Raw genomic sequence first — 17248 nt, forward strand, 5'->3', positions numbered from 1 at the left:
TCATGGCGGGTTTTTTTATGGTTTAGACTGACTGGTTTCATGCACCAGATTGCGTAGCCACTGATGCGCCGCATCGCGGTGCGTGCGTTCGTGCCAGGCCATACTTTTAGTAAAACCAGCAATGGGCAGCGGCGGTGGCACAACGTGCATCCGGGGATCGGTATAGGCCAGCCGGGCAGGGACGACGGCAATCATCTCGCTAATCGCGAGGATATCCGGCAGAACCAGAAAACTGCTGACTGACAAACCAATCTGTCGTTTTCGTCCAACATCTGCCAGCGCATCATCGGTGACCCCCCAGAAACTTTCCCCCTTATAAGAAACCAGCACATGCTCCAGCGCGCAGAAGCGATCGAGTGTTAACGCCTGATGGGCATCGGGATGATCATGACGCATGAGACAAACATACTCTTCGTTATATAACGGGCGGTTGTGCAGATTATCCGGTGTTGAATCCGGCGTCAGCAGCGCCAGGTCAATTTTACCCTGCTCAAACTGTGTTGTTAGCTGCTCCGGCTCAACGGGAACGACCCGCACACGAATACCTGGCGCACGTGCGCGAAGCGCGGCGATAAACGGCACGATCACCGCTTTAAGGGCGTAATCGGTCGCGGCGACGGTAAAGGTGAGTACCGCGGTGAGTGGGTCGAACTGTGCGGGCTTAAGCAGGATATCAATGTCGCTGAGGATCTGTTTGATGGGCGCAGCCATTTCGCGAGCCCGTAATGTCGGGACAATACCGTGCGGTGTGCGGACAAACAGCGGATCGTCAAAATAATCACGCAGACGGTTTAGCATGCCGCTAACCGCCGGTTGGGTGAGCGAGAGTCGTTGCGCCGCCCGGGTGACGTTGCGTTCATCCAGCAGGGCATCCAGCGTTTTCAACAGATTAAGATCGAGGGTTCTGATATCAGATTTCATGATGTCTGCTCATGGGTTCGATAAGTCACATTATGACACGTTCAGTCGTCGACACAGGTGAATTTGCCGCTATGATGGGCGTCCTGTCGGGTAATGGATGTGCGCATGATTTGGATAATGCTGGCCACGCTGGTTGTTGTTTTTGTTGTGGGTTTTCGGGTACTGACGTCCGGGTCACGGCGCGCGATTCGCCGTCTGAGCGAACGTCTGAGTATTGATGTCGTGCCGGTAGAATCGATGATCGATCAGATGGGGAAAGTGCAGGGAGAGGCGTTTTTACAGTACCTCCATCGACCTGACGAATCGCATCTGCAAAATGCTGCCCAGGTGCTGCTGATCTGGCAAATCGTCATTGTAGACGGTAGTGAACAGAATCTGCTGCAGTGGCACCGGGTGTTGCAAAAAGCCCGGCTGGCCGCGCCGATTACCGACGCACAGGTACGCCTGGCGCTGGGTTTTCTGCGCGAAATGGAGCCGGATATGCAGGAGATAAATGCGTTTCAGATGCGCTATAACGCCTTTTTTCAACCTGAAGATGGAGTGCACTGGTTGCACTGATATCAAAATATATGATGACGGATATTTTTAATCGTCATTATATTTATATCTCTCTCCCGCGCATGATGAACCTCGTTAACTTACACGACGAGGTTCATCATGAAACAAGCGACTCAACAAAGCGCAATTATCTGGCCGCAGGCGTATTTGCCAGGGACGACCGATAACTTTGCCTCCAATGAAATCATTGTTGCCGGACTGAGCATCCGCGCTGTCTGGGCTCAGCTCAACGACACAACGCGCTGGCCGACGTATTACAGCAATGTGGCGGATATCCGGTTTCACGATGGCTCTGGACCGTTACTGAGCATGAACGCCCGTTTCCGTTTCACAACCTTTGGCTTCCCAATTGAAGCGCAAGTCATCGAATATGCGCCACCGGTCGATGGTCAGGCTGCGCGTATTGCCTGGCACGGTTGGGCGGAAGGGGATGCTGATTCGCGTCTGGATGTTGTCCATGCCTGGCTGTTTGAAGATTTACCTGGCGGGCGCGTACGTATTCTGACCCAGGAGTCGCAGCGTGGTGTTCCGGCACAGGAGCTGGCACGCACGCTGCCTAATCCGATGATTAACGGTCATCAGGAGTGGATAGTCGGGCTGGCAAGGGCTGCACGTGACGCTTAATTGGGTCAGCAAGGACCCTCTGTTGTAGGCCGGATAAGACGACGTCGCCATCCGGCGATAAACAGTTGCTGAAACGTTAAATACGTCACAAATTTAATGTTACACTGCGTAACTTTTCTACAATAACCCCACGCAGGTAACAAAATGAGTGACGCTATTGAACAAAAATCCCGCGCTGAGGCAAATACCCGACCGAACTGGTCGGCGGTATTCGCCGTGGCGTTCTGTGTTGCCTGCCTGATAACCGTTGAATTTCTGCCCGTCAGTTTGTTGACGCCAATGGCGCAGGACCTCGGTATTTCGGAAGGTGTTGCCGGGCAATCGGTGACCGTAACGGCGTTTGTCGCCATGTTTGCCAGCCTGTTTGTGACACAAATTATTCAGGCAACCGATCGTCGCTATGTCGTGATCCTCTTTTCGGTACTGCTGACAATCTCCTGCCTGCTGGTTTCCTTTGCCAACTCTTTTACCCTGTTGTTGATTGGTCGTGCCTGCCTCGGTCTGGCGCTCGGAGGGTTCTGGGCGATGTCGGCATCGCTGACCATGCGTCTGGTTCCTGCACGGACGGTGCCGAAAGCGTTATCAGTGATCTTTGGCGCAGTCTCTATCGCACTGGTCATTGCCGCCCCGCTGGGGAGTTTTTTAGGCGGCATCATTGGCTGGCGCAACGTCTTTAATGCCGCGGCGGTGATGGGCGTGCTGTGCACCATCTGGGTGGTGAGATCGCTGCCTTCGCTGCCCGGTGAGCCATCACATCAGAAACAAAACATGTTTAGCCTGCTGCAACGACCGGGGGTAATGGCTGGCATGATGGCTATCTTCATGTCCTTTGCCGGGCAGTTTGCCTTCTTTACCTACATCCGCCCGGTGTACATGAATTTGGCGGGATTTGATGTGGATGGTTTGACGCTGGTGCTGCTGAGCTTTGGTATTGCCAGTTTTGTCGGGACGTCGCTCTCGTCGGTAATCCTGAAACGTTCGGTCAAACTGGCATTAGCCGGAGCACCGCTGGTGCTGGCGCTCAGCGCGCTGGTGCTGATTTTGTGGGGGAGTGACAAAGTGGTGGCGGCCGCAATTGCGATTATCTGGGGGCTGTCGTTTGCGCTGGTACCGGTCGGCTGGTCGACGTGGATCACCCGTTCTTTGGCCGATCAGGCAGAGAAAGCCGGGTCCGTTCAGGTCGCCGTGATCCAGCTTGCCAATACCTGCGGGGCAGCGGTGGGAGGCTATGCGCTCGATAACCTTGGTTTGCTGTCTCCCTTGATGCTCTCAGGTGCTCTGATGCTGCTGACGGCGCTTCTGGTGGCGGCGAAAGTTCGCATAAAAGGTATGCAATAAACTAAAGCTCGGTATGCCGGATCGCTATCCGGCATCCAGGTTGGTTTTAATCAAAACCATTGTTTTCGGCGGTATGAGCAAACCATTCGCCACTCTTTTTCACCGTGCGTTTTTGCGTTTCCAGATCGAGCTGGACAAAACCGTAGCGGTTTTTGTATCCGTTCAGCCATGACCAGTTATCAATAAAGGTCCACATATGGTAGCCAAGACAATTGCAGCCTTCGCTAATGCCTTTATGTAGCCATTTCAGATGTTCAGATACAAATTCAATACGATAGCTGTCGTTTATCTGATCCTGCTGGATGAAACGCTGCTCATTTTCGACACCCATACCGTTTTCAGAAATAAAACAGCGTGGATTGCCGTAATTATCACGCAGGTTGGTAATAATATCGTAAATACCCGGCTCATATATTTCCCAGCCACGGTAAGGGTTCATTTTACGTCCCGGCATTTCGTAGTAATCAAATAACCATTCCGGCATAAACGGCGCGTTCGGATTGACTGCGCTATCACGACATTTCACGCGGCGCGGCTGATAATAGTTGATGCCCAGCAGATCAATTTTGCCATCAGCTATCAGCTGGCTGTCGCCGGGGAGACATGCTGGCAGTTGATCGTACTCTTTCAACAGTTCTACCAGGTCTTCCGGGTACTCACCTTTCAGCACTGGATCGAGGAAACTACGGTTAAAGAGCAGGTCTGCATGGTGTGCGGCTTTTACATCTGCCGGGTTTTGCGAGCGTGGATAAGAAGGCGTTAAATTCAACACTACACCGATTTCACCGTCAAGGTTTGCAGCGCGATACGCCCGAACCGCCATCGAATGTGCCAGAATGGTGTGGTACGCCACCGTCGCGGCGCGTTTGAAATCCACCACGTTAGGGTAGTGGAAATCATACAGATAACCGCCTTCTACCGGGACAATCGGTTCGTTAAAGGTGAACCAGTGCTTCACCCGATTGCCGAACAAGTTAAAGCAGGTCTGTGCATAGTGGCCAAATGCCTCGACCACTTCACGGTTTTCCCAGCCGCCTTTCTCCTGCATCACCATCGGCATGTCAAAATGGAACAGGGTGATAAAGGGCGTAATACCTTGAGCCAGCAGCTCGTCGATAACGTTGTTATAAAAATCAACAGCCTCTGGATTCACCTCACCCGTGCCGTTTGGGATCAGGCGTGACCAGCTCAGCGATGTACGAAAGCTGTTATGTTTCAGCTGGTTGAGTAGGGCGATGTCCTGTTTCCAATGCTGATAAAACGTGGATGTGTTCGCCGGACCAATTCCCTGATGGAAGCGACCCGGTTGGCGGTCGAACCACACATCCCATGTGGTCTGGCTTTTGCCGCCGTTGAGGCTATCACCTTCCGTTTGCAGCGCGGAGCAGGCACTGCCCCACCAGAAGTTCGCAGGAAAACGGTATCGCATTATTGTTGCTCCCTTACTCTTTATTCGTTGTGGCAACAATACGTGTTTTTGCGATACAGAAACCGGTTACAGTGCTCATTTTCCAACATAATGGCTATAAATCAGGGCACTCAACTTTGCCAAGCGCTTCCCAGTAGTTGTTCTGATTATTTCTTTCTATTGCCACAATGGCTTCGCGAATATGCTGCTGATTGCGCGTATCAGACATAATTGTTTTTTCCCACACTTCATCCGATGGCGACCCCTGTGGGGTGCAAAGTTTGCGCAAATCCTTGAGTACGGTGTTCTTTTCGTGAACCGACTGTAACCCGCCGTAAGCCGAGTCAGCCTGCGCCAGGCCCGGTAGCGTGAAAAGGACGGCAATAATCGGAAAAACGGCTAATTTCATGATAATAATCCTTGTTGTTGATGCGCATCATCTCAAGGGTAAGTGTAGACGGCATACGGCTCACTCATCAGCCTGTGTTAACGTTTAAAAATAAATCAGCCAGAAGTTGTAGTGTTTCAGGAGGATAGGATGCAGATACAGATTACTGATACCGTTACAGAAGACGATCAAAATGCGCTGCTTACCGGGCTGCGTGCTTACAATTTCCAGTTCCTGAAAACGACCAATTTTGGCGATTTGGCGGTCTACTGGCGTGATGAACACAATAAGATTCGGGGTGGGCTGATCGGCAAAATCAAAGGCGAATGGTTGTGCATTGAGTTCTTATGGATGGATGACGTTCTGCGCAAAGGCGGTTATGGCACACAATTGATGCAGGCGGCAGAACAGACGGCACGTGAGCGAGGATGTCTGCATGCGCTGGTTGATACCATGAGTTTCCAGGCGCTGCCGTTTTATCAGAAAAACGGCTATCAGCTGCAAATGACCCTCGATAACTTCCCGGAAACCGGTTCCGCACGCCATTATTTGTCGAAAACGTTTTGATGACCGGAAGGTCTGGATGCCGCCTCACTTTCTTGCGTAGCAGAATAGTGTATGTTCTGAACAATCATTTATTTCTTAAGCGGTAAAGAGATGAGACGGATTGAGATAATACTGGGAGAGCTGGAACGGCTGACGCGAGGACTGAATCTTGCCCATCTGGCGCAGGAAACGGCGTTCACAGCGGAGGCCATCGGCTTTAACCTCGGGCTGGCGCGCAACTCAGTCAGTAAAGATCTCAATCAGCTCTGGAACGACGGCCTGGCGATTAAAAGCCGCGGGCGTCCGGTATTCTTTCTGCATCGTCAGGCAATTGAAACGCTGCTGGGGCGCAAACTGGATGAGTCCGAGCGTGAAGTGCAAACCGTTGCTGACCTGTTGCCTGTTCAGGAAAACCAGGCAACAGACGATCCCTTTTCCGGCCTGATTGGTTACGATCGCAGCCTGCGTGATGCGGTGGAAAAAGGCCGCGCGGCGGTGCTGTATCCCCACGGACTGCATGTTCTGCTGACCGGTCCCTCCGGCGTTGGTAAAACCTTTTTTGCCGAACTGATGCACCGTTTCGCCTGTGAACGTGCAGCGGGAACGCCTCCACCGTTGGTCTATTTTAACTGCGCGGAATACGCGCATAACCCGGAACTGCTCTCTTCGCACCTGTTTGGTCATCGACAGGGGGCGTTTACCGGCGCAAACGAGAATAAACCCGGTTTGGTCGAACAGGCTGATGGCGGCTATCTGCTGCTTGATGAAGTGCATCGCCTGCCGTATGAAGGTCAGGAAAAACTGTTTTCTATTCTCGACAAAGGTGAATACCGGCCGCTGGGTTCAAGCGCTGTGGCGCGGTCTATTTCAGTTCGCCTGATATGTGCGACCACCGAACCGGTAAGCTCGGCGTTGCTACGCACCTTTCAGCGACGTATTCAGGTATGTATCGATCTCCCCGGTATCCGCCAGCGTTCGGTGGAAGAGCAGGTTGAACTGATTGTTGGTTTCTTACAGCGTGAGAGCCGCAAAATCGAGCGTACGGTAAGCATCGACCGTACCCTGCTGCTCTGGCTGCTGAACAAGCCGCTGGAAGGCAATATTGGTCAACTCAAGAGCGATATTCAGTTTCTCTGCGCCCAGGCCTGGGCCTCGGGGATGACGGAGCACAGCGATACGCTACAGCTGGATAAACGTCTGACCGAGATCCCCTTTAACGCCACGCCGGAACAACGTCTGCTGGTTGGGGCGCTGTTCGAAGGCAAAGAACACCTGAGCATTGATGCCCGCACGTTGCCGGCACTGAAAAATTCGCTGGCCACCGGAGCTGAAATTGAGGAGAGTGATCTCTTTTACAGCTTCCTGACCCGGGAATACATCAACCTGCGTAACAGCAACGTACCGCCAGCCGAAACGCTGGCAATCCTCAAAAACAAGCTCAGCTCGATTTTTGAATATGGTCTCTACAGCCGCGACAGCGTGGCGCATCCCCCGCGCTATGGCGATCAGATTGAAGAGCGGGTCACGCTGCTGATTGGCTGCGTTGAGCAGGTGCTTGGTTTTACGCTGCCGGAAAATCTGGTTAACCCGCTGCGTAAACACTTTCTGGCGCTGATTGGCTACGTGCAGCGCGGCCTTATTCCGCAACTTTATTCTTCCAGCCTGATCCTCGATCGCTGCAAAGATGAATATGAAAACGCCACGCTGTTATGCCGAAAAATCAATGAACTGCTGCATATTCAGTGTCCGGCGACGGAAGTGGTCTGGCTGTGCCTGTTCCTCAAAGAGTGCCGTCATTACCGCCAACGGATTGACGCCAGTCCGGACTGCGGGGTGATTTTGATTGCCCACGGCGCGACGACCGCCACAAGCCAGGCGCAGTACGTGAATCGTGTGCTGGAACGCGAGGTGTTCAGCGCTATCGATATGCCTTTTGAGCAGTCGGTGCATGACACGCTGGAAGCCCTGACGCAGATGATCCAGACCCGGCAATATCGCCGATTGATCCTGATGGTGGATATTGGCTCGCTGGTCCATTTTGGCAGTACGATCAGCAAATTATTCCAGATAGACGTTCTGCTGATGCCCAACATTACTCTCACCAGCCTGCTGGAGATAGGGCTGGATTTAAGCTATGAAACCAGTGAGTTACCGCAGCTGGCGGCGTTGATGCAGAGTAAAAATATACCCTGCCAGCTCTGTACGCCACAGCAAGAAAATAACGGCAAAGTGCTGGTTATCTCCTGCATCACCGGAATGGGCACGGCGGAAAAAATCAAAAAGGTGCTGGAAGAGAGTTTTGGTGAGTTAATGTCGCAGGATACGCGGATGGTGATCCTCGATTACAACGAAGTCCGCAGCCTGGAGCGCGTTCAACAGGCGATTAACGCCAGTGAACGTCTGGCAGGCATTGTCGGTACCTTCCAGCCGGGACTGCCGGATATCCCGTTTATCTCGCTTGAAGAGTTGTTCTCCGAGCAGGGGCCTGAACTGGTGCTCAGTCTGTTGACGCCGGATCTTTCAAGCAGTGAACGTCGTCTGGAGATGGAGCGCAGCGCGATGCGTTTTATCAGTGCGTTGACCATGGAAAGTATCATTAACCATATTTCAGTGCTTAACCCACAGCGGATTCTGAAAGAAATGGAAGGCGTGCTGAATCATCTGACCACCGCGCTTTCGCTGAAACCGAGCCGCCAGGTGACACTGCGCTTCCTGATCCACTGCTGCTGTATGGTCGAGCGTATCGTGATTAACCGCAAACCGTTACAGATGGCGCTGGAGAACAAGCCGGATCTGGATGTTCGCGCGTTTAGTGTCATTAAATCTGCTTTCCTGCCGATTGAAGAGGCCTATGCCATTCGCTTATCGGATGCGGAATATATTTATATCTACGAACTGTTATATAGCTAATCCCTTGCCTGATGGGGCTTTGCGCCCCGTCGGCACCCACACCTCCCCCGCGTGACACAAATTCTGGCACAGCCTTTGCTCTGTTTACCTATGTCTATGTAATCGAGCCAGGAGGCCATTTTGACTACCACTGAATCCTTGCCCCAGATCCTGCTGCTGACCCATGGCGGCTGGGGGCAACAGCTTTGCAACAGCCTGCGCATGGTGATGGGTGAAATCAAAGGCGTGACGGAAATTGCGCTGATGCCTGTTGATACGCTTGGCGAGTTTTATCAGCGCGTCGAAGCCGTAGTGAAAGCTATGCCGGAAGGCTCACTGATCCTGACCGATTTTATTGGCGGCACCACGTCTAACGTGGCGGCACGGCTGAGCGCCGATTACCCGGTGGCAGTGATTTCCGGGCTCAACGCCTCTTTGTTACTGGAGGCGCTCGACAAACGCGAGCATGGCCAACTGACCGCCTGCGTGGCCGAACTGGTCGAGGCCGGGCGTAGCAGCTGCCTGGACGTTGTTGCCCACGTACGTCAATTACAACAATCACAATAAGGAATAAATATCATGGCAAACATCGTCTTATGTCGTATCGATAGCCGTCTGATTCATGGACAAGTGGTGACCAAATGGGTTGGGCAATCTCAGGCAAACCGGATTGCGGTGGTCAGCGATGAGCTGGATGCCGATCCATTTATGAAAAATATCTACCTGATGGCCGCGCCGCCGAACATCAAAGTGGATTGTTTCGGTAACCAAAGTTTTGCCGCTGCCTGGAAAGAGAATCAACTGGGTGACGGCAAGGTTCTGGTGCTGTTCCCCTCCCTGGCGGCGGTTCAGGAAGCGGTTCAGTTGGGATTTGATGTCACCACCATTCAGGTCGGTGGGCTGGGCGGTGGGCCAAACCGCAAAGCAGTATTCCAGAACATTACGCTGGATGAAAAAGACGTCGGCATCCTGAGCGACCTGAAAAATCATGGGATTCAGGTGTTCTTCCAGACTATCCCGGAAGATAAGCCGCAGTCGCTGGACGATATCCTGAAAAAATTCTAATTCTTTGATAACAGGGTACTTAATTATGGATACTTTAGTCTTCGCAAGCCTGATGGGGTTGTATTACTGGTTTGCCCGATTACGCCTTGGCTACACCTTCTCCGCCATGCTGCTACAGCCAGTGGTGATTGCCGTATTCGTTGGCCTGCTGTTAGGCAACATGGAAACGGCGATGATCATCGGCGCAGGTATGCAGCTGGTTTATCTCGGCGTGACCTCCACGCCAGGCGGCAACGTCCCGTCGGATCCGGCGCTGGCTGCCTGCATTTCAATTCCTATCGCCGTGAAGGCCGGAATGGACCCGAACCTGGCTATCGCACTGGCGATCCCGTTTGGCGTCATCGGCGTGTTCCTCGACCAGTTGCGCCGTACGTTAAACGCGGCGTGGGTACATATGGCCGACAAGCATGCGGAAACGGCAAACATGGCAGGCATTATGCGCTGTGCGTTCCTCTACCCGGCGCTGCTTGGGCTGGTACTGCGTTTCCCGGTGGTCTTTGCCGCCAACTATTTTGGTCAGGACGTTGTGGAAAGCTTCCTGAAGCTGATGCCGCACTGGCTGACGCACTCCTTTGAAATTATGGGCGGCATTCTGCCGGCGCTGGGCTTCGCCATCACCATTATGGTGATCGGTAAAAAGAGCCTGCTGCCGTGGTTTATCGGCGGTTTCTTTGCGGTGCTGTACCTGAAGGTAGACATCATGGCGATGGCAATCTTTGGTACCTGCGTGGCCTTCCTGATTAAAGGTCTGGCAAAAAATGAAGGAGCAGCATGATGAGCAGCGACGTAATGCAGCATGAATTGGTAGAGCGCGCGCGTGAAAGCGGCACGCTGACCAAAGCCGACATCACCAAAGCCTGGTTTATTTATTGGCTGGGTGCGGAAGTGTCCAGCTCCTATGAGCGTTTGCAAAGCCTGATTTTCTGCGCCTCGATGACGCCGATCATCAAAAAGCTCTACCCGCAAAAAGAGGAGCAGGTGGAAGCGCTGAAACGCCATTTGAACTTCTTCAACTCAGAGCAGACGTTCGGGGCGGTGATTCAGGGGATCTCCATTGCGATGGAGGAGCAGAAAACCCGCGGTGAGCCGATCAGCGATGCCTCAATTACCGGCATTAAAACGGGTTTAATGGGACCGCTGGCCGGGATGGGTGATTCCATCATCTGGGCCGCCGTCATGCCGCTGTTAATTGCGATTTTCATCCCGTTTGCCGCCAATGGCAGTGCGATGGGCGGTATTGTGCCGCTCATTCTCTATCCCGCTATCACGTTGGCAATCAGCTACGGCATGGTTCACAAAGGCTATACGCTGGGACGTGATTCGATTATCGGTCTGCTGCAAGGGGGGCGAATTAAAGAACTGATCTACGGCGCGAACGTGTTGGGTCTGATCATGATGGGGGCGCTTTCTGCAAGCTACGTCAAGATCACCACGCCGCTAAAACTCAGTGCCCTGAAAGGCTCTGAAGTGGTGGTTCAACAGATCCTCGACTCTATTGCACCCGGCCTGTTACCACTGGCGGCGGTGTTCGCCATCTACTTCTATCTGGTGAAGAAAGGACCGCGTTACACCACCATTTTGCTGTCGATTGTTGCGCTCAGCGTGGTCTGTTCGCTGCTGGGAGTACTGTAAGCCATGACACAGAATATCTATCAACAACTCGGCCTAAAACAGGTCATTAACGCCTGCGGCAAGATGACCATTTTGGGTGTTTCCAGCGTGGCGCCGGAAGTGATGCAAGCCACCGCACGAGCGGCCTCAGCCTTTGTTGAAATTGATCGGCTGGTGGACCGTACCGGCGAGCTGGTTTCCCGCTACACCGGCGCTGAAGACAGCTATGTCACCTCCTGTGCGTCGGCGGGTATTGCTATCGCCGTTGCGGCAGTCATTACCCGTGGTGACCAGGCGCGAGTCACGCTGATGCCGGACAGCGCGGGTATGTCCAATGAAGTGGTTATGCTGCGTGGGCATAACGTTGACTACGGTGCGCCCATCACCAGCGCCATCCGCTTAGGCGGCGGACGGGTGGTGGAAGTCGGTTCAAGTAATCTGGCGGCCCGCTGGCAGCTGGAGAGCGCGATTAACGACAATACTGCCGCGCTGCTGTACGTGAAATCGCACCACTGCGTGCAGAAAGGTATGTTGAGTATTGCCGATTTTGTGCAGGTGGCGCAGGTCTATAACCTGCCGCTGATTGTCGATGCCGCCGCAGAGGAAGATTTGCACGCCTGGGTGGCAAGCGGGGCGGATATGGTGGTCTACAGCGGCGCAAAAGCTTTTAACGCGCCGACGTCTGGGTTTATCACTGGGAAGAAACAGTGGATTGCGGCCTGTAAAGCCCAGCATCACGGAATTGCCAGAGCGATGAAAATCGGCAAGGAGAATATGGTCGGGCTGGTCTATGCACTGGAAAACTACCATCAGGGACAGACTGTGGTGACTGCCGAGGAACTTCAACCTGTGGCACAGGCGATTTCAGACATTCGCGGATTGAATGCGGATATCGAGCAGGACGAGGCCGGTCGCGCTATCTGGCGGATTCGTATTCGGGTGAACGCGCAAGCGCTGGGGCTGGATGCATATGCCGTGGAAGCGCAGTTGCGCGGTGGCGATATCGCCATTTACGCTCGCCGTTACAACCTTCATCAGGGGGTTTTTAGCCTTGACCCGCGTACGCTTGCCGAAGGGGAAATGGCACTGATCGTGGCACGATTAAAGGAGATTGCAGAGCATGCAGCACATTAATTTTTATCGTAATAAAGTAGCGATTAACGTGCTGGCGAAGGATATCGCTAATGCCCGTGAGATCTATGAGGCCGCCGAAGGCCATGCGGTGATCGGCATACTTTCCGCACAATTTGCTTCGGTTGAGGAAGGCGTCTGCGAAGTTAAACGCTGGATGGATGATGTGCCGTCAATCTCTGTAGGGTTGGGGGCGGGCGACCCGGCGCAGTATTACAAAGCGGCGATGATTGCCTCACAGGTCCATCCGGCACACGTCAACCAAACCTTTACCGGCTGTGGTTTTGCTGCCGGAGCGCTGGCGGCAACGGGCGGTGAACAGACCCATATCAACGCGTTGGTCAGCCCGACGGGCACGCCGGGGGAGGTGTTGATCTCGACCGGCGTCAGTAGCATCCAGGGCACGCCAGCCCGCGTTTCCTGCGATGCAGCAGTACGTATGATGCTCGATTCAGGGGCTCACGCGGCGAAGTTCTTCCCGATGGGCGGTGAACAGTCGCTCCCTGAGCTGTACGCACTGGCGACGACCGCGGCGCGAAACGGCATGACATTGATTGAACCGACCGGTGGAATCGATCTTGATAACTTCGGCGTTATCCTGCAAACCTGTCTGCAGGCGGGAGTACCCCGCGTGATGCCGCATGTTTACAGCTCGATTATTGATCCACATAGCGGTAATACCCGACCTGAAGATGTCGTCAGGTTAATGGAAATAGTGAAAGTTCTGGTGTGATGTTGCTATCGCCGGATGGCCTATAAAAAATGCCCCGAAGTGATCACGCTTACTGGGCATTTTTGCGAACGCTATTCCCTGAAAATGAATACATTGCAAAAGCATGTATTTATCCGCCAAGCCGCCTCGCAGATAGAAAAGTTCCCAGATGTTGTGTGTGCGACTGGCGAGTAAGGTTCCGTCATCTTGTTCTTCTGGTGACGGACCGCCATGAAAAAACCAACAACTTCTACGCCGCATGATGCCGTATTTAAAAAATTCTTAAGCTATCCAGAAACGGCACGGGATTTTCTTGATATTTATCTCCCAGCACCATTACGTGAACGTTGCGATCTGAACACACTGAAACTGGAGCCAGGGAGTTTTATTGAGGAAGACCTGCGTGCCAGTTATTCCGATGTTCTGTGGTCGCTAAAAACGAGGACCGGAAAAGGCTATATCTACGCGTTGATTGAACACCAGAGTTCACCGGATGCTCATATGGCATTCCGGATGATGCGTTACGCCATTGCCGCGATGCAGAACCACCTTGATGCCGGCCACAAAACGCTGCCGCTGGTGGTTCCGATACTTTTTTATCATGGCGTCGCCAGCCCGTACCCTTTTTCACTGTGTTGGCTGGATGAATTTGACGATCCAGAAACTGCGCGGAAGCTTTATGGCGCGCCCTTCCCACTGGTTGACATCACGATGGTGTCTGATGATGAGATTATGCAGCATCGGCGGGTGGCGCTACTGGAACTTGTCCAGAAGCATATACGCGAACGCGATTTGATGGTGCTGGTCGATAAACTGATTGCTCTGCTGATTAAGGGACACGCTAATGACAGTCAGGTAGAAACGCTATTTAATTACCTGGTGCAGTCTGGCAGTGCACCGCGCTTTGAGGCGTTTATTCGAGAAGTTGCCCTGCGCGTTCCCCAACATAAGGAGAGATTAATGACAATTGCAGAATGCTTACGTGAGTCGGGGCGAAGGACAGGGGTGCTAGAAGGCAAACTCGAAGGCAAACGCGAAGGCAAACGCGAAGGTAAAAAGGACGAAGCGTTGCGGATAGCCCATGCCATGATTGAGAAGGGAATCGATCGTGAACTGGTGCTAATTATCACCGGGCTTTCAAGTGATGAACTAACGGCATCTTCCGACTAACTTATCTTTTTCCCGTTATGCTTTTTTCTTCTTGCTGATGCTTTTTCGTTTTTTAAACCGCAGCGGCCTTCCCGTTATAGTCATTTCATTACCCATCAGGCGGTTATTTCAAAAGGATAAAACGTGAAACTGAAGATACCTCATTTCGGGGCCGGGGCGGCAGTATTGCTGGCGGGATTACTGCTGGCTGGCTGCGATCAGCAGAGCAGCGATGCGAAACATATCAAAGTCGGCGTAATTAACGGGGCAGAGCAGGATGTCGCGGAAGTTGCGAAGAAAGTGGCTAAAGAGAAGTACGGCCTGGATGTCGAACTGGTTGGATTTAGTGGTTCACTGCTCCCCAACGATGCAACCAATCATGGCGAACTGGATGCCAACGTCTTCCAGCACCGTCCGTTCCTTGAACAAGATAATAAAGCGCACGGCTATAAGCTGGTGGCGGTGGGCAATACCTTCGTTTTCCCAATGGCCGGCTATTCGAAAAAAATCAAAACCATTGCTGAGCTGAAAGACGGTGCGACGATTGCCATTCCTAATGATCCGACTAACCTCGGGCGGGCGCTGTTACTGCTGCAAAAAGAGAAATTAATCACTCTGAAAGCGGATACTGGCCTGCTGCCAACGGCGCTGGATATCACCGATAATCCACGGCATCTGAAAATTATGGAGCTGGAAGGTGCGCAGTTACCGCGTGTGCTGGACGATCAGAAAGTGGATGTGGCGATTATCAGTACCACTTATATTCAGCAAACCGGGCTTTCTCCGGTGCATGACAGCGTGTTTATAGAAGACAAAAATTCACCGTACGTGAATATCCTGGTGGCGCGAGAAGACAATAAAGATGCAGAGAATGTAAAAGAATTCCTGCAATCTTATCAGTCACCGGAAGTGGCCAGGGCAGCGGAAACCATCTTTAACGGCGGCGCGGTTCCGGGCTGGTAATCGTAGCCCGTTGCCGCGCCGGTGGGTATTAAACCGCTTTGGCGCGGCGGCGGGAGTCCATTGAGATCAGCACCACGGAAGAGAGGATCAGCAGTGTGCCCAGCCAGTCAGGTAGGGTGAATGTAATGCCCAGCAGCAACAGAGACAGCAACGCGCTACTCAGCGGTTCTGCACAGCTCAAAATGCTTGCTTTCGGGCCGCCAATCATCTGCGCACCTTTCAGGTACAGGCTAAACGTCAGCGACGTGCCGATAACCACCAGATAGAAAAACGCCAGAATCAAACTGCCATTTACCACAAAGTTTGTTCCCTGCCCGGCATAGAACGGGAGCAGGATCATGCCGCCGATCAACATACTCCAGCCGACGACCGGCAACGTTCCGTAGCGTGCGATAAGCGTTGAAGGATAGGTGGTATAAAAAGCCGCGGCGAATGCAGAAGCGATACCCCAGAACAGTGCGGCAGGTGAAATGGACAGCGACGTCGGGTTACCGTGGGTGACCAGCAGGAATGTGCCAACCAGCGAGGTGAATATTGCTGTGAGCACTAAGATCCCCGGTCGCGCTTTTCGCACCACAGAAAACCACGCCACGATAATGGTTGGTGACAAAAACTGCAGCACTGTCGCGGTCGCGGCGTTGGATTTTTCAATGGTCAGCAGGAAGGTTAGCTGTACAGTGAGTGCGCCAACCACGGAAAAAATCAGCAGGCTGATGGCATCTTTGCGGTTTTTGATAATGGAGAAGACTTTGTCGCCGTGCACAAAAGAGAGCATCAGTAGAATGAGTCCGGCAAAAATCAGGCGCGTCATGGTCAGAAACTGTGACGACATCTGGCTTTGCTCCATGATGTACTGTGCACAAACGCCTGAACTTCCCCACAATACGGCGGCAATCAGGACGTTCATCATCCCTCTTCTGGTGGAGCTCATCTTTTCCTCTGCATGTTGTTTTGTCTTATTTGTGTGCAGGTATCATAGCAGAGAAGGGATTGATCTCCGCCAGCACATCCGCAATCAGCCAGTCATTAAATACTTTCACCTCCGGGCGCATGGTTGTGTGCTGTGGAGTGACGATGTAGTAAGACCACGCCAGGGGCCAGCGGGTGTTGGGATGAAGCTGAACCAGTTGCCCGTCAGTGAGCAGTTGTTGCACCAGAGCACGGCGCACGATAGCCACACCCTGGCCGCTGAGCGCTGCCAGAATAACTGCTGAGGTAGAGTTGATATGCAGCCCGTTATCGCGAACGGCGGGGGCATGGGTGGCAGACAGGACATCGCTCCAGGCGGGGAAATTGGCACCGGGATGGGGAGTATCATCATGGATCAGCTTCTGTGCCGCCAGCCATTCACCACAGGATATTTTATCTGCCGGAACCATTCGTGGACTGCAGACCAGAACGGCTTCTTCATCCATGAGCCAGGTTTTGTTCACCCCCGGCCAGTCACCCTTTCCGCAGCGTACCCCCAGATCGGCTTCGCCGTGGGCGACATCCATCAGCTTTTCCGTCACGTTCAGGCGTAGCTCAATATTTTCATGTGCCTGTGAAAAACGGTTGAGACGGCTCATCAGCCAGTTCATCACCAGTACCTGAGAGGCTGTGATGATCACCACAGAACGCGACCGCCGACCGCGAAGTTTATTTAATCCGGATTCCAGGTTATCCAGTCCCTGTGTTATCTCGCGCAACGCCTCCTGTGCTTCGCTGACCAACGTAAGACGTTCTTTGCCTGAACGGGTACGATGCAGCAGCGGATGGCCTACCCAATCTTCCAGCGCGCGAACCAATTGACCAACGGCCGCAGGCGTCACACCCAATTCCTGCGCTGCGCCGGTAAAGCTGCCATGACGGGCGGTGGCTTCAAAAGCATGTAACCATTTTAGCCGGTTGAGTGAACGCATTTGCCATTTTCCCTTCTCGTTGAATGTTCTGAGTATACGCCAGC

The 17248-nt window shown here is 53.1% G+C and carries 18 protein-coding genes; 13 read left to right on the top strand and 5 right to left on the bottom strand.

The genetic code is table 11. From position 1 onward, the window contains the following. Positions 1-15: 15 nt before the first annotated feature. Positions 16-921 (bottom strand): LysR family transcriptional regulator, encoded by a 906-nt coding sequence (locus NNO08_RS10165; RefSeq protein WP_271449759.1) that lies wholly within the window; start codon positions 919-921, stop codon positions 16-18. A 105-nt stretch (positions 922-1026) separates the two neighbouring features. Between NNO08_RS10165 and NNO08_RS10170 the strand changes: the two genes are divergently transcribed. The 3 genes from NNO08_RS10170 (at position 1027) to nepI (ending at position 3441) form a co-directional block, all read left to right on the top strand. Continuing rightward, a complete protein-coding gene (locus NNO08_RS10170; protein ID WP_271441420.1) occupies positions 1027-1479 on the top strand; it encodes a DUF1198 family protein in 453 nt (150 codons plus the stop codon). A 99-nt stretch (positions 1480-1578) separates the two neighbouring features. After that, positions 1579-2103 (top strand): SRPBCC domain-containing protein, encoded by a 525-nt coding sequence (locus tag NNO08_RS10175; protein ID WP_271456654.1) that lies wholly within the window; start codon positions 1579-1581, stop codon positions 2101-2103. Between the two features lie 144 nt (positions 2104-2247). Continuing rightward, complete coding sequence (gene nepI, locus NNO08_RS10180; RefSeq protein WP_271449761.1) at positions 2248-3441, top strand: purine ribonucleoside efflux pump NepI; 1194 nt, start codon at positions 2248-2250, stop codon at positions 3439-3441. 46 nt (positions 3442-3487) lie between these two features. Here nepI and NNO08_RS10185 read toward each other — a convergent pair whose 3' ends face one another. Together NNO08_RS10185 and NNO08_RS10190 are read right to left on the bottom strand one after the other, a co-directional pair. Next, on the bottom strand, positions 3488-4870 hold the full coding sequence (locus NNO08_RS10185) for a glycoside hydrolase family 1 protein (RefSeq protein ID WP_271456655.1): 1383 nt from the start codon (positions 4868-4870) through the stop codon (positions 3488-3490). A 94-nt stretch (positions 4871-4964) separates the two neighbouring features. After that, entirely contained in the window at positions 4965-5258 is a 294-nt protein-coding gene (locus NNO08_RS10190; protein ID WP_202037365.1) for a YicS family protein, read from the bottom strand. 129 nt (positions 5259-5387) lie between these two features. Here NNO08_RS10190 and NNO08_RS10195 point away from each other — a divergent pair, with 129 nt between their 5' ends. The 10 genes from NNO08_RS10195 to nlpA all read left to right on the top strand — a co-directional run bounded on the left by NNO08_RS10195 (position 5388) and on the right by nlpA (position 15303). Beyond that, positions 5388-5804, top strand: a complete 417-nt coding sequence (locus NNO08_RS10195; RefSeq protein WP_271456656.1) for a GNAT family N-acetyltransferase — start codon at positions 5388-5390, stop codon at positions 5802-5804. Positions 5805-5894: 90 nt separating this feature from the next. After that, on the top strand, positions 5895-8693 hold the full coding sequence (gene dagR, locus NNO08_RS10200; RefSeq protein WP_271441415.1) for a transcriptional regulator DagR: 2799 nt from the start codon (positions 5895-5897) through the stop codon (positions 8691-8693). Positions 8694-8813: 120 nt separating this feature from the next. After that, the gene (locus tag NNO08_RS10205; protein ID WP_202037368.1) at positions 8814-9239 is read left to right on the top strand and encodes a PTS sugar transporter subunit IIA; all 426 of its coding nucleotides are present in this window, start codon (positions 8814-8816) and stop codon (positions 9237-9239) included. 12 nt (positions 9240-9251) lie between these two features. Further along, complete coding sequence (locus NNO08_RS10210; protein WP_202037369.1) at positions 9252-9737, top strand: PTS system mannose/fructose/N-acetylgalactosamine-transporter subunit IIB; 486 nt, start codon at positions 9252-9254, stop codon at positions 9735-9737. Between the two features lie 25 nt (positions 9738-9762). Continuing rightward, a complete protein-coding gene (locus tag NNO08_RS10215) occupies positions 9763-10512 on the top strand; it encodes a PTS mannose/fructose/sorbose/N-acetylgalactosamine transporter subunit IIC (RefSeq protein ID WP_003023960.1) in 750 nt (249 codons plus the stop codon). After that, complete coding sequence (locus NNO08_RS10220) at positions 10509-11369, top strand: PTS system mannose/fructose/sorbose family transporter subunit IID (RefSeq protein WP_005121522.1); 861 nt, start codon at positions 10509-10511, stop codon at positions 11367-11369. Before NNO08_RS10215 ends, NNO08_RS10220 begins: the two co-directional genes overlap by 4 nt. Before the next feature lie 3 nt (positions 11370-11372). Further along, positions 11373-12482: a D-glucosaminate-6-phosphate ammonia lyase gene (dgaE, locus tag NNO08_RS10225; RefSeq protein ID WP_271456657.1), complete on the top strand. Its 1110-nt coding sequence runs from the start codon at positions 11373-11375 to the stop codon at positions 12480-12482. Further along, positions 12469-13212 (top strand): 2-dehydro-3-deoxy-phosphogluconate aldolase, encoded by a 744-nt coding sequence (gene dagF / locus NNO08_RS10230; protein WP_271456658.1) that lies wholly within the window; start codon positions 12469-12471, stop codon positions 13210-13212. Before dgaE ends, dagF begins: the two co-directional genes overlap by 14 nt. A gap of 210 nt (positions 13213-13422) precedes the next feature. After that, positions 13423-14361, top strand: coding sequence for an Rpn family recombination-promoting nuclease/putative transposase (locus tag NNO08_RS10235; RefSeq protein ID WP_271456659.1), 939 nt, complete (start codon positions 13423-13425; stop codon positions 14359-14361). Between the two features lie 123 nt (positions 14362-14484). Continuing rightward, positions 14485-15303 (top strand): lipoprotein NlpA, encoded by an 819-nt coding sequence (nlpA, locus tag NNO08_RS10240; protein WP_271456660.1) that lies wholly within the window; start codon positions 14485-14487, stop codon positions 15301-15303. A gap of 28 nt (positions 15304-15331) precedes the next feature. On the opposite strand, the gene NNO08_RS10245 is transcribed toward nlpA, so the two are convergent. Further along, positions 15332-16234, bottom strand: a complete 903-nt coding sequence (locus NNO08_RS10245; RefSeq protein ID WP_271441409.1) for a carboxylate/amino acid/amine transporter — start codon at positions 16232-16234, stop codon at positions 15332-15334. A gap of 25 nt (positions 16235-16259) precedes the next feature. Further along, positions 16260-17204, bottom strand: coding sequence for a LysR substrate-binding domain-containing protein (locus tag NNO08_RS10250; RefSeq protein WP_271454467.1), 945 nt, complete (start codon positions 17202-17204; stop codon positions 16260-16262). Between the last annotated feature and the right edge of the window lie 44 nt (positions 17205-17248).

The organism is Citrobacter sp. Igbk 17, assembly GCF_028069775.1.
GTDB lineage: Bacteria > Pseudomonadota > Gammaproteobacteria > Enterobacterales > Enterobacteriaceae > Citrobacter.

Excerpts from the sequence above, each read along its gene's own strand:
- dgaE (WP_271456657.1), top strand. The coding sequence starts at position 11,373 with ATGACACAGAATATCTATCAACAACTCGGCCTAAAACAGGTCATTAAC.
- dagF (WP_271456658.1), top strand. The coding sequence starts at position 12,469 with ATGCAGCACATTAATTTTTATCGTAATAAAGTAGCGATTAACGTGCTG.
- NNO08_RS10245 (WP_271441409.1), bottom strand. The coding sequence starts at position 16,234 with ATGAGCTCCACCAGAAGAGGGATGATGAACGTCCTGATTGCCGCCGTA.
- NNO08_RS10165 (WP_271449759.1), bottom strand. The coding sequence starts at position 921 with ATGAAATCTGATATCAGAACCCTCGATCTTAATCTGTTGAAAACGCTG.
- dagR (WP_271441415.1), top strand. The coding sequence starts at position 5,895 with ATGAGACGGATTGAGATAATACTGGGAGAGCTGGAACGGCTGACGCGA.
- NNO08_RS10175 (WP_271456654.1), top strand. The coding sequence starts at position 1,579 with ATGAAACAAGCGACTCAACAAAGCGCAATTATCTGGCCGCAGGCGTAT.
- NNO08_RS10195 (WP_271456656.1), top strand. The coding sequence starts at position 5,388 with ATGCAGATACAGATTACTGATACCGTTACAGAAGACGATCAAAATGCG.
- NNO08_RS10185 (WP_271456655.1), bottom strand. The coding sequence starts at position 4,870 with ATGCGATACCGTTTTCCTGCGAACTTCTGGTGGGGCAGTGCCTGCTCC.
- NNO08_RS10210 (WP_202037369.1), top strand. The coding sequence starts at position 9,252 with ATGGCAAACATCGTCTTATGTCGTATCGATAGCCGTCTGATTCATGGA.
- NNO08_RS10190 (WP_202037365.1), bottom strand. The coding sequence starts at position 5,258 with ATGAAATTAGCCGTTTTTCCGATTATTGCCGTCCTTTTCACGCTACCG.
- nepI (WP_271449761.1), top strand. The coding sequence starts at position 2,248 with ATGAGTGACGCTATTGAACAAAAATCCCGCGCTGAGGCAAATACCCGA.
- NNO08_RS10215 (WP_003023960.1), top strand. The coding sequence starts at position 9,763 with ATGGATACTTTAGTCTTCGCAAGCCTGATGGGGTTGTATTACTGGTTT.
- NNO08_RS10170 (WP_271441420.1), top strand. The coding sequence starts at position 1,027 with ATGATTTGGATAATGCTGGCCACGCTGGTTGTTGTTTTTGTTGTGGGT.
- NNO08_RS10250 (WP_271454467.1), bottom strand. The coding sequence starts at position 17,204 with ATGCGTTCACTCAACCGGCTAAAATGGTTACATGCTTTTGAAGCCACC.
- NNO08_RS10220 (WP_005121522.1), top strand. The coding sequence starts at position 10,509 with ATGATGAGCAGCGACGTAATGCAGCATGAATTGGTAGAGCGCGCGCGT.
- NNO08_RS10235 (WP_271456659.1), top strand. The coding sequence starts at position 13,423 with ATGAAAAAACCAACAACTTCTACGCCGCATGATGCCGTATTTAAAAAA.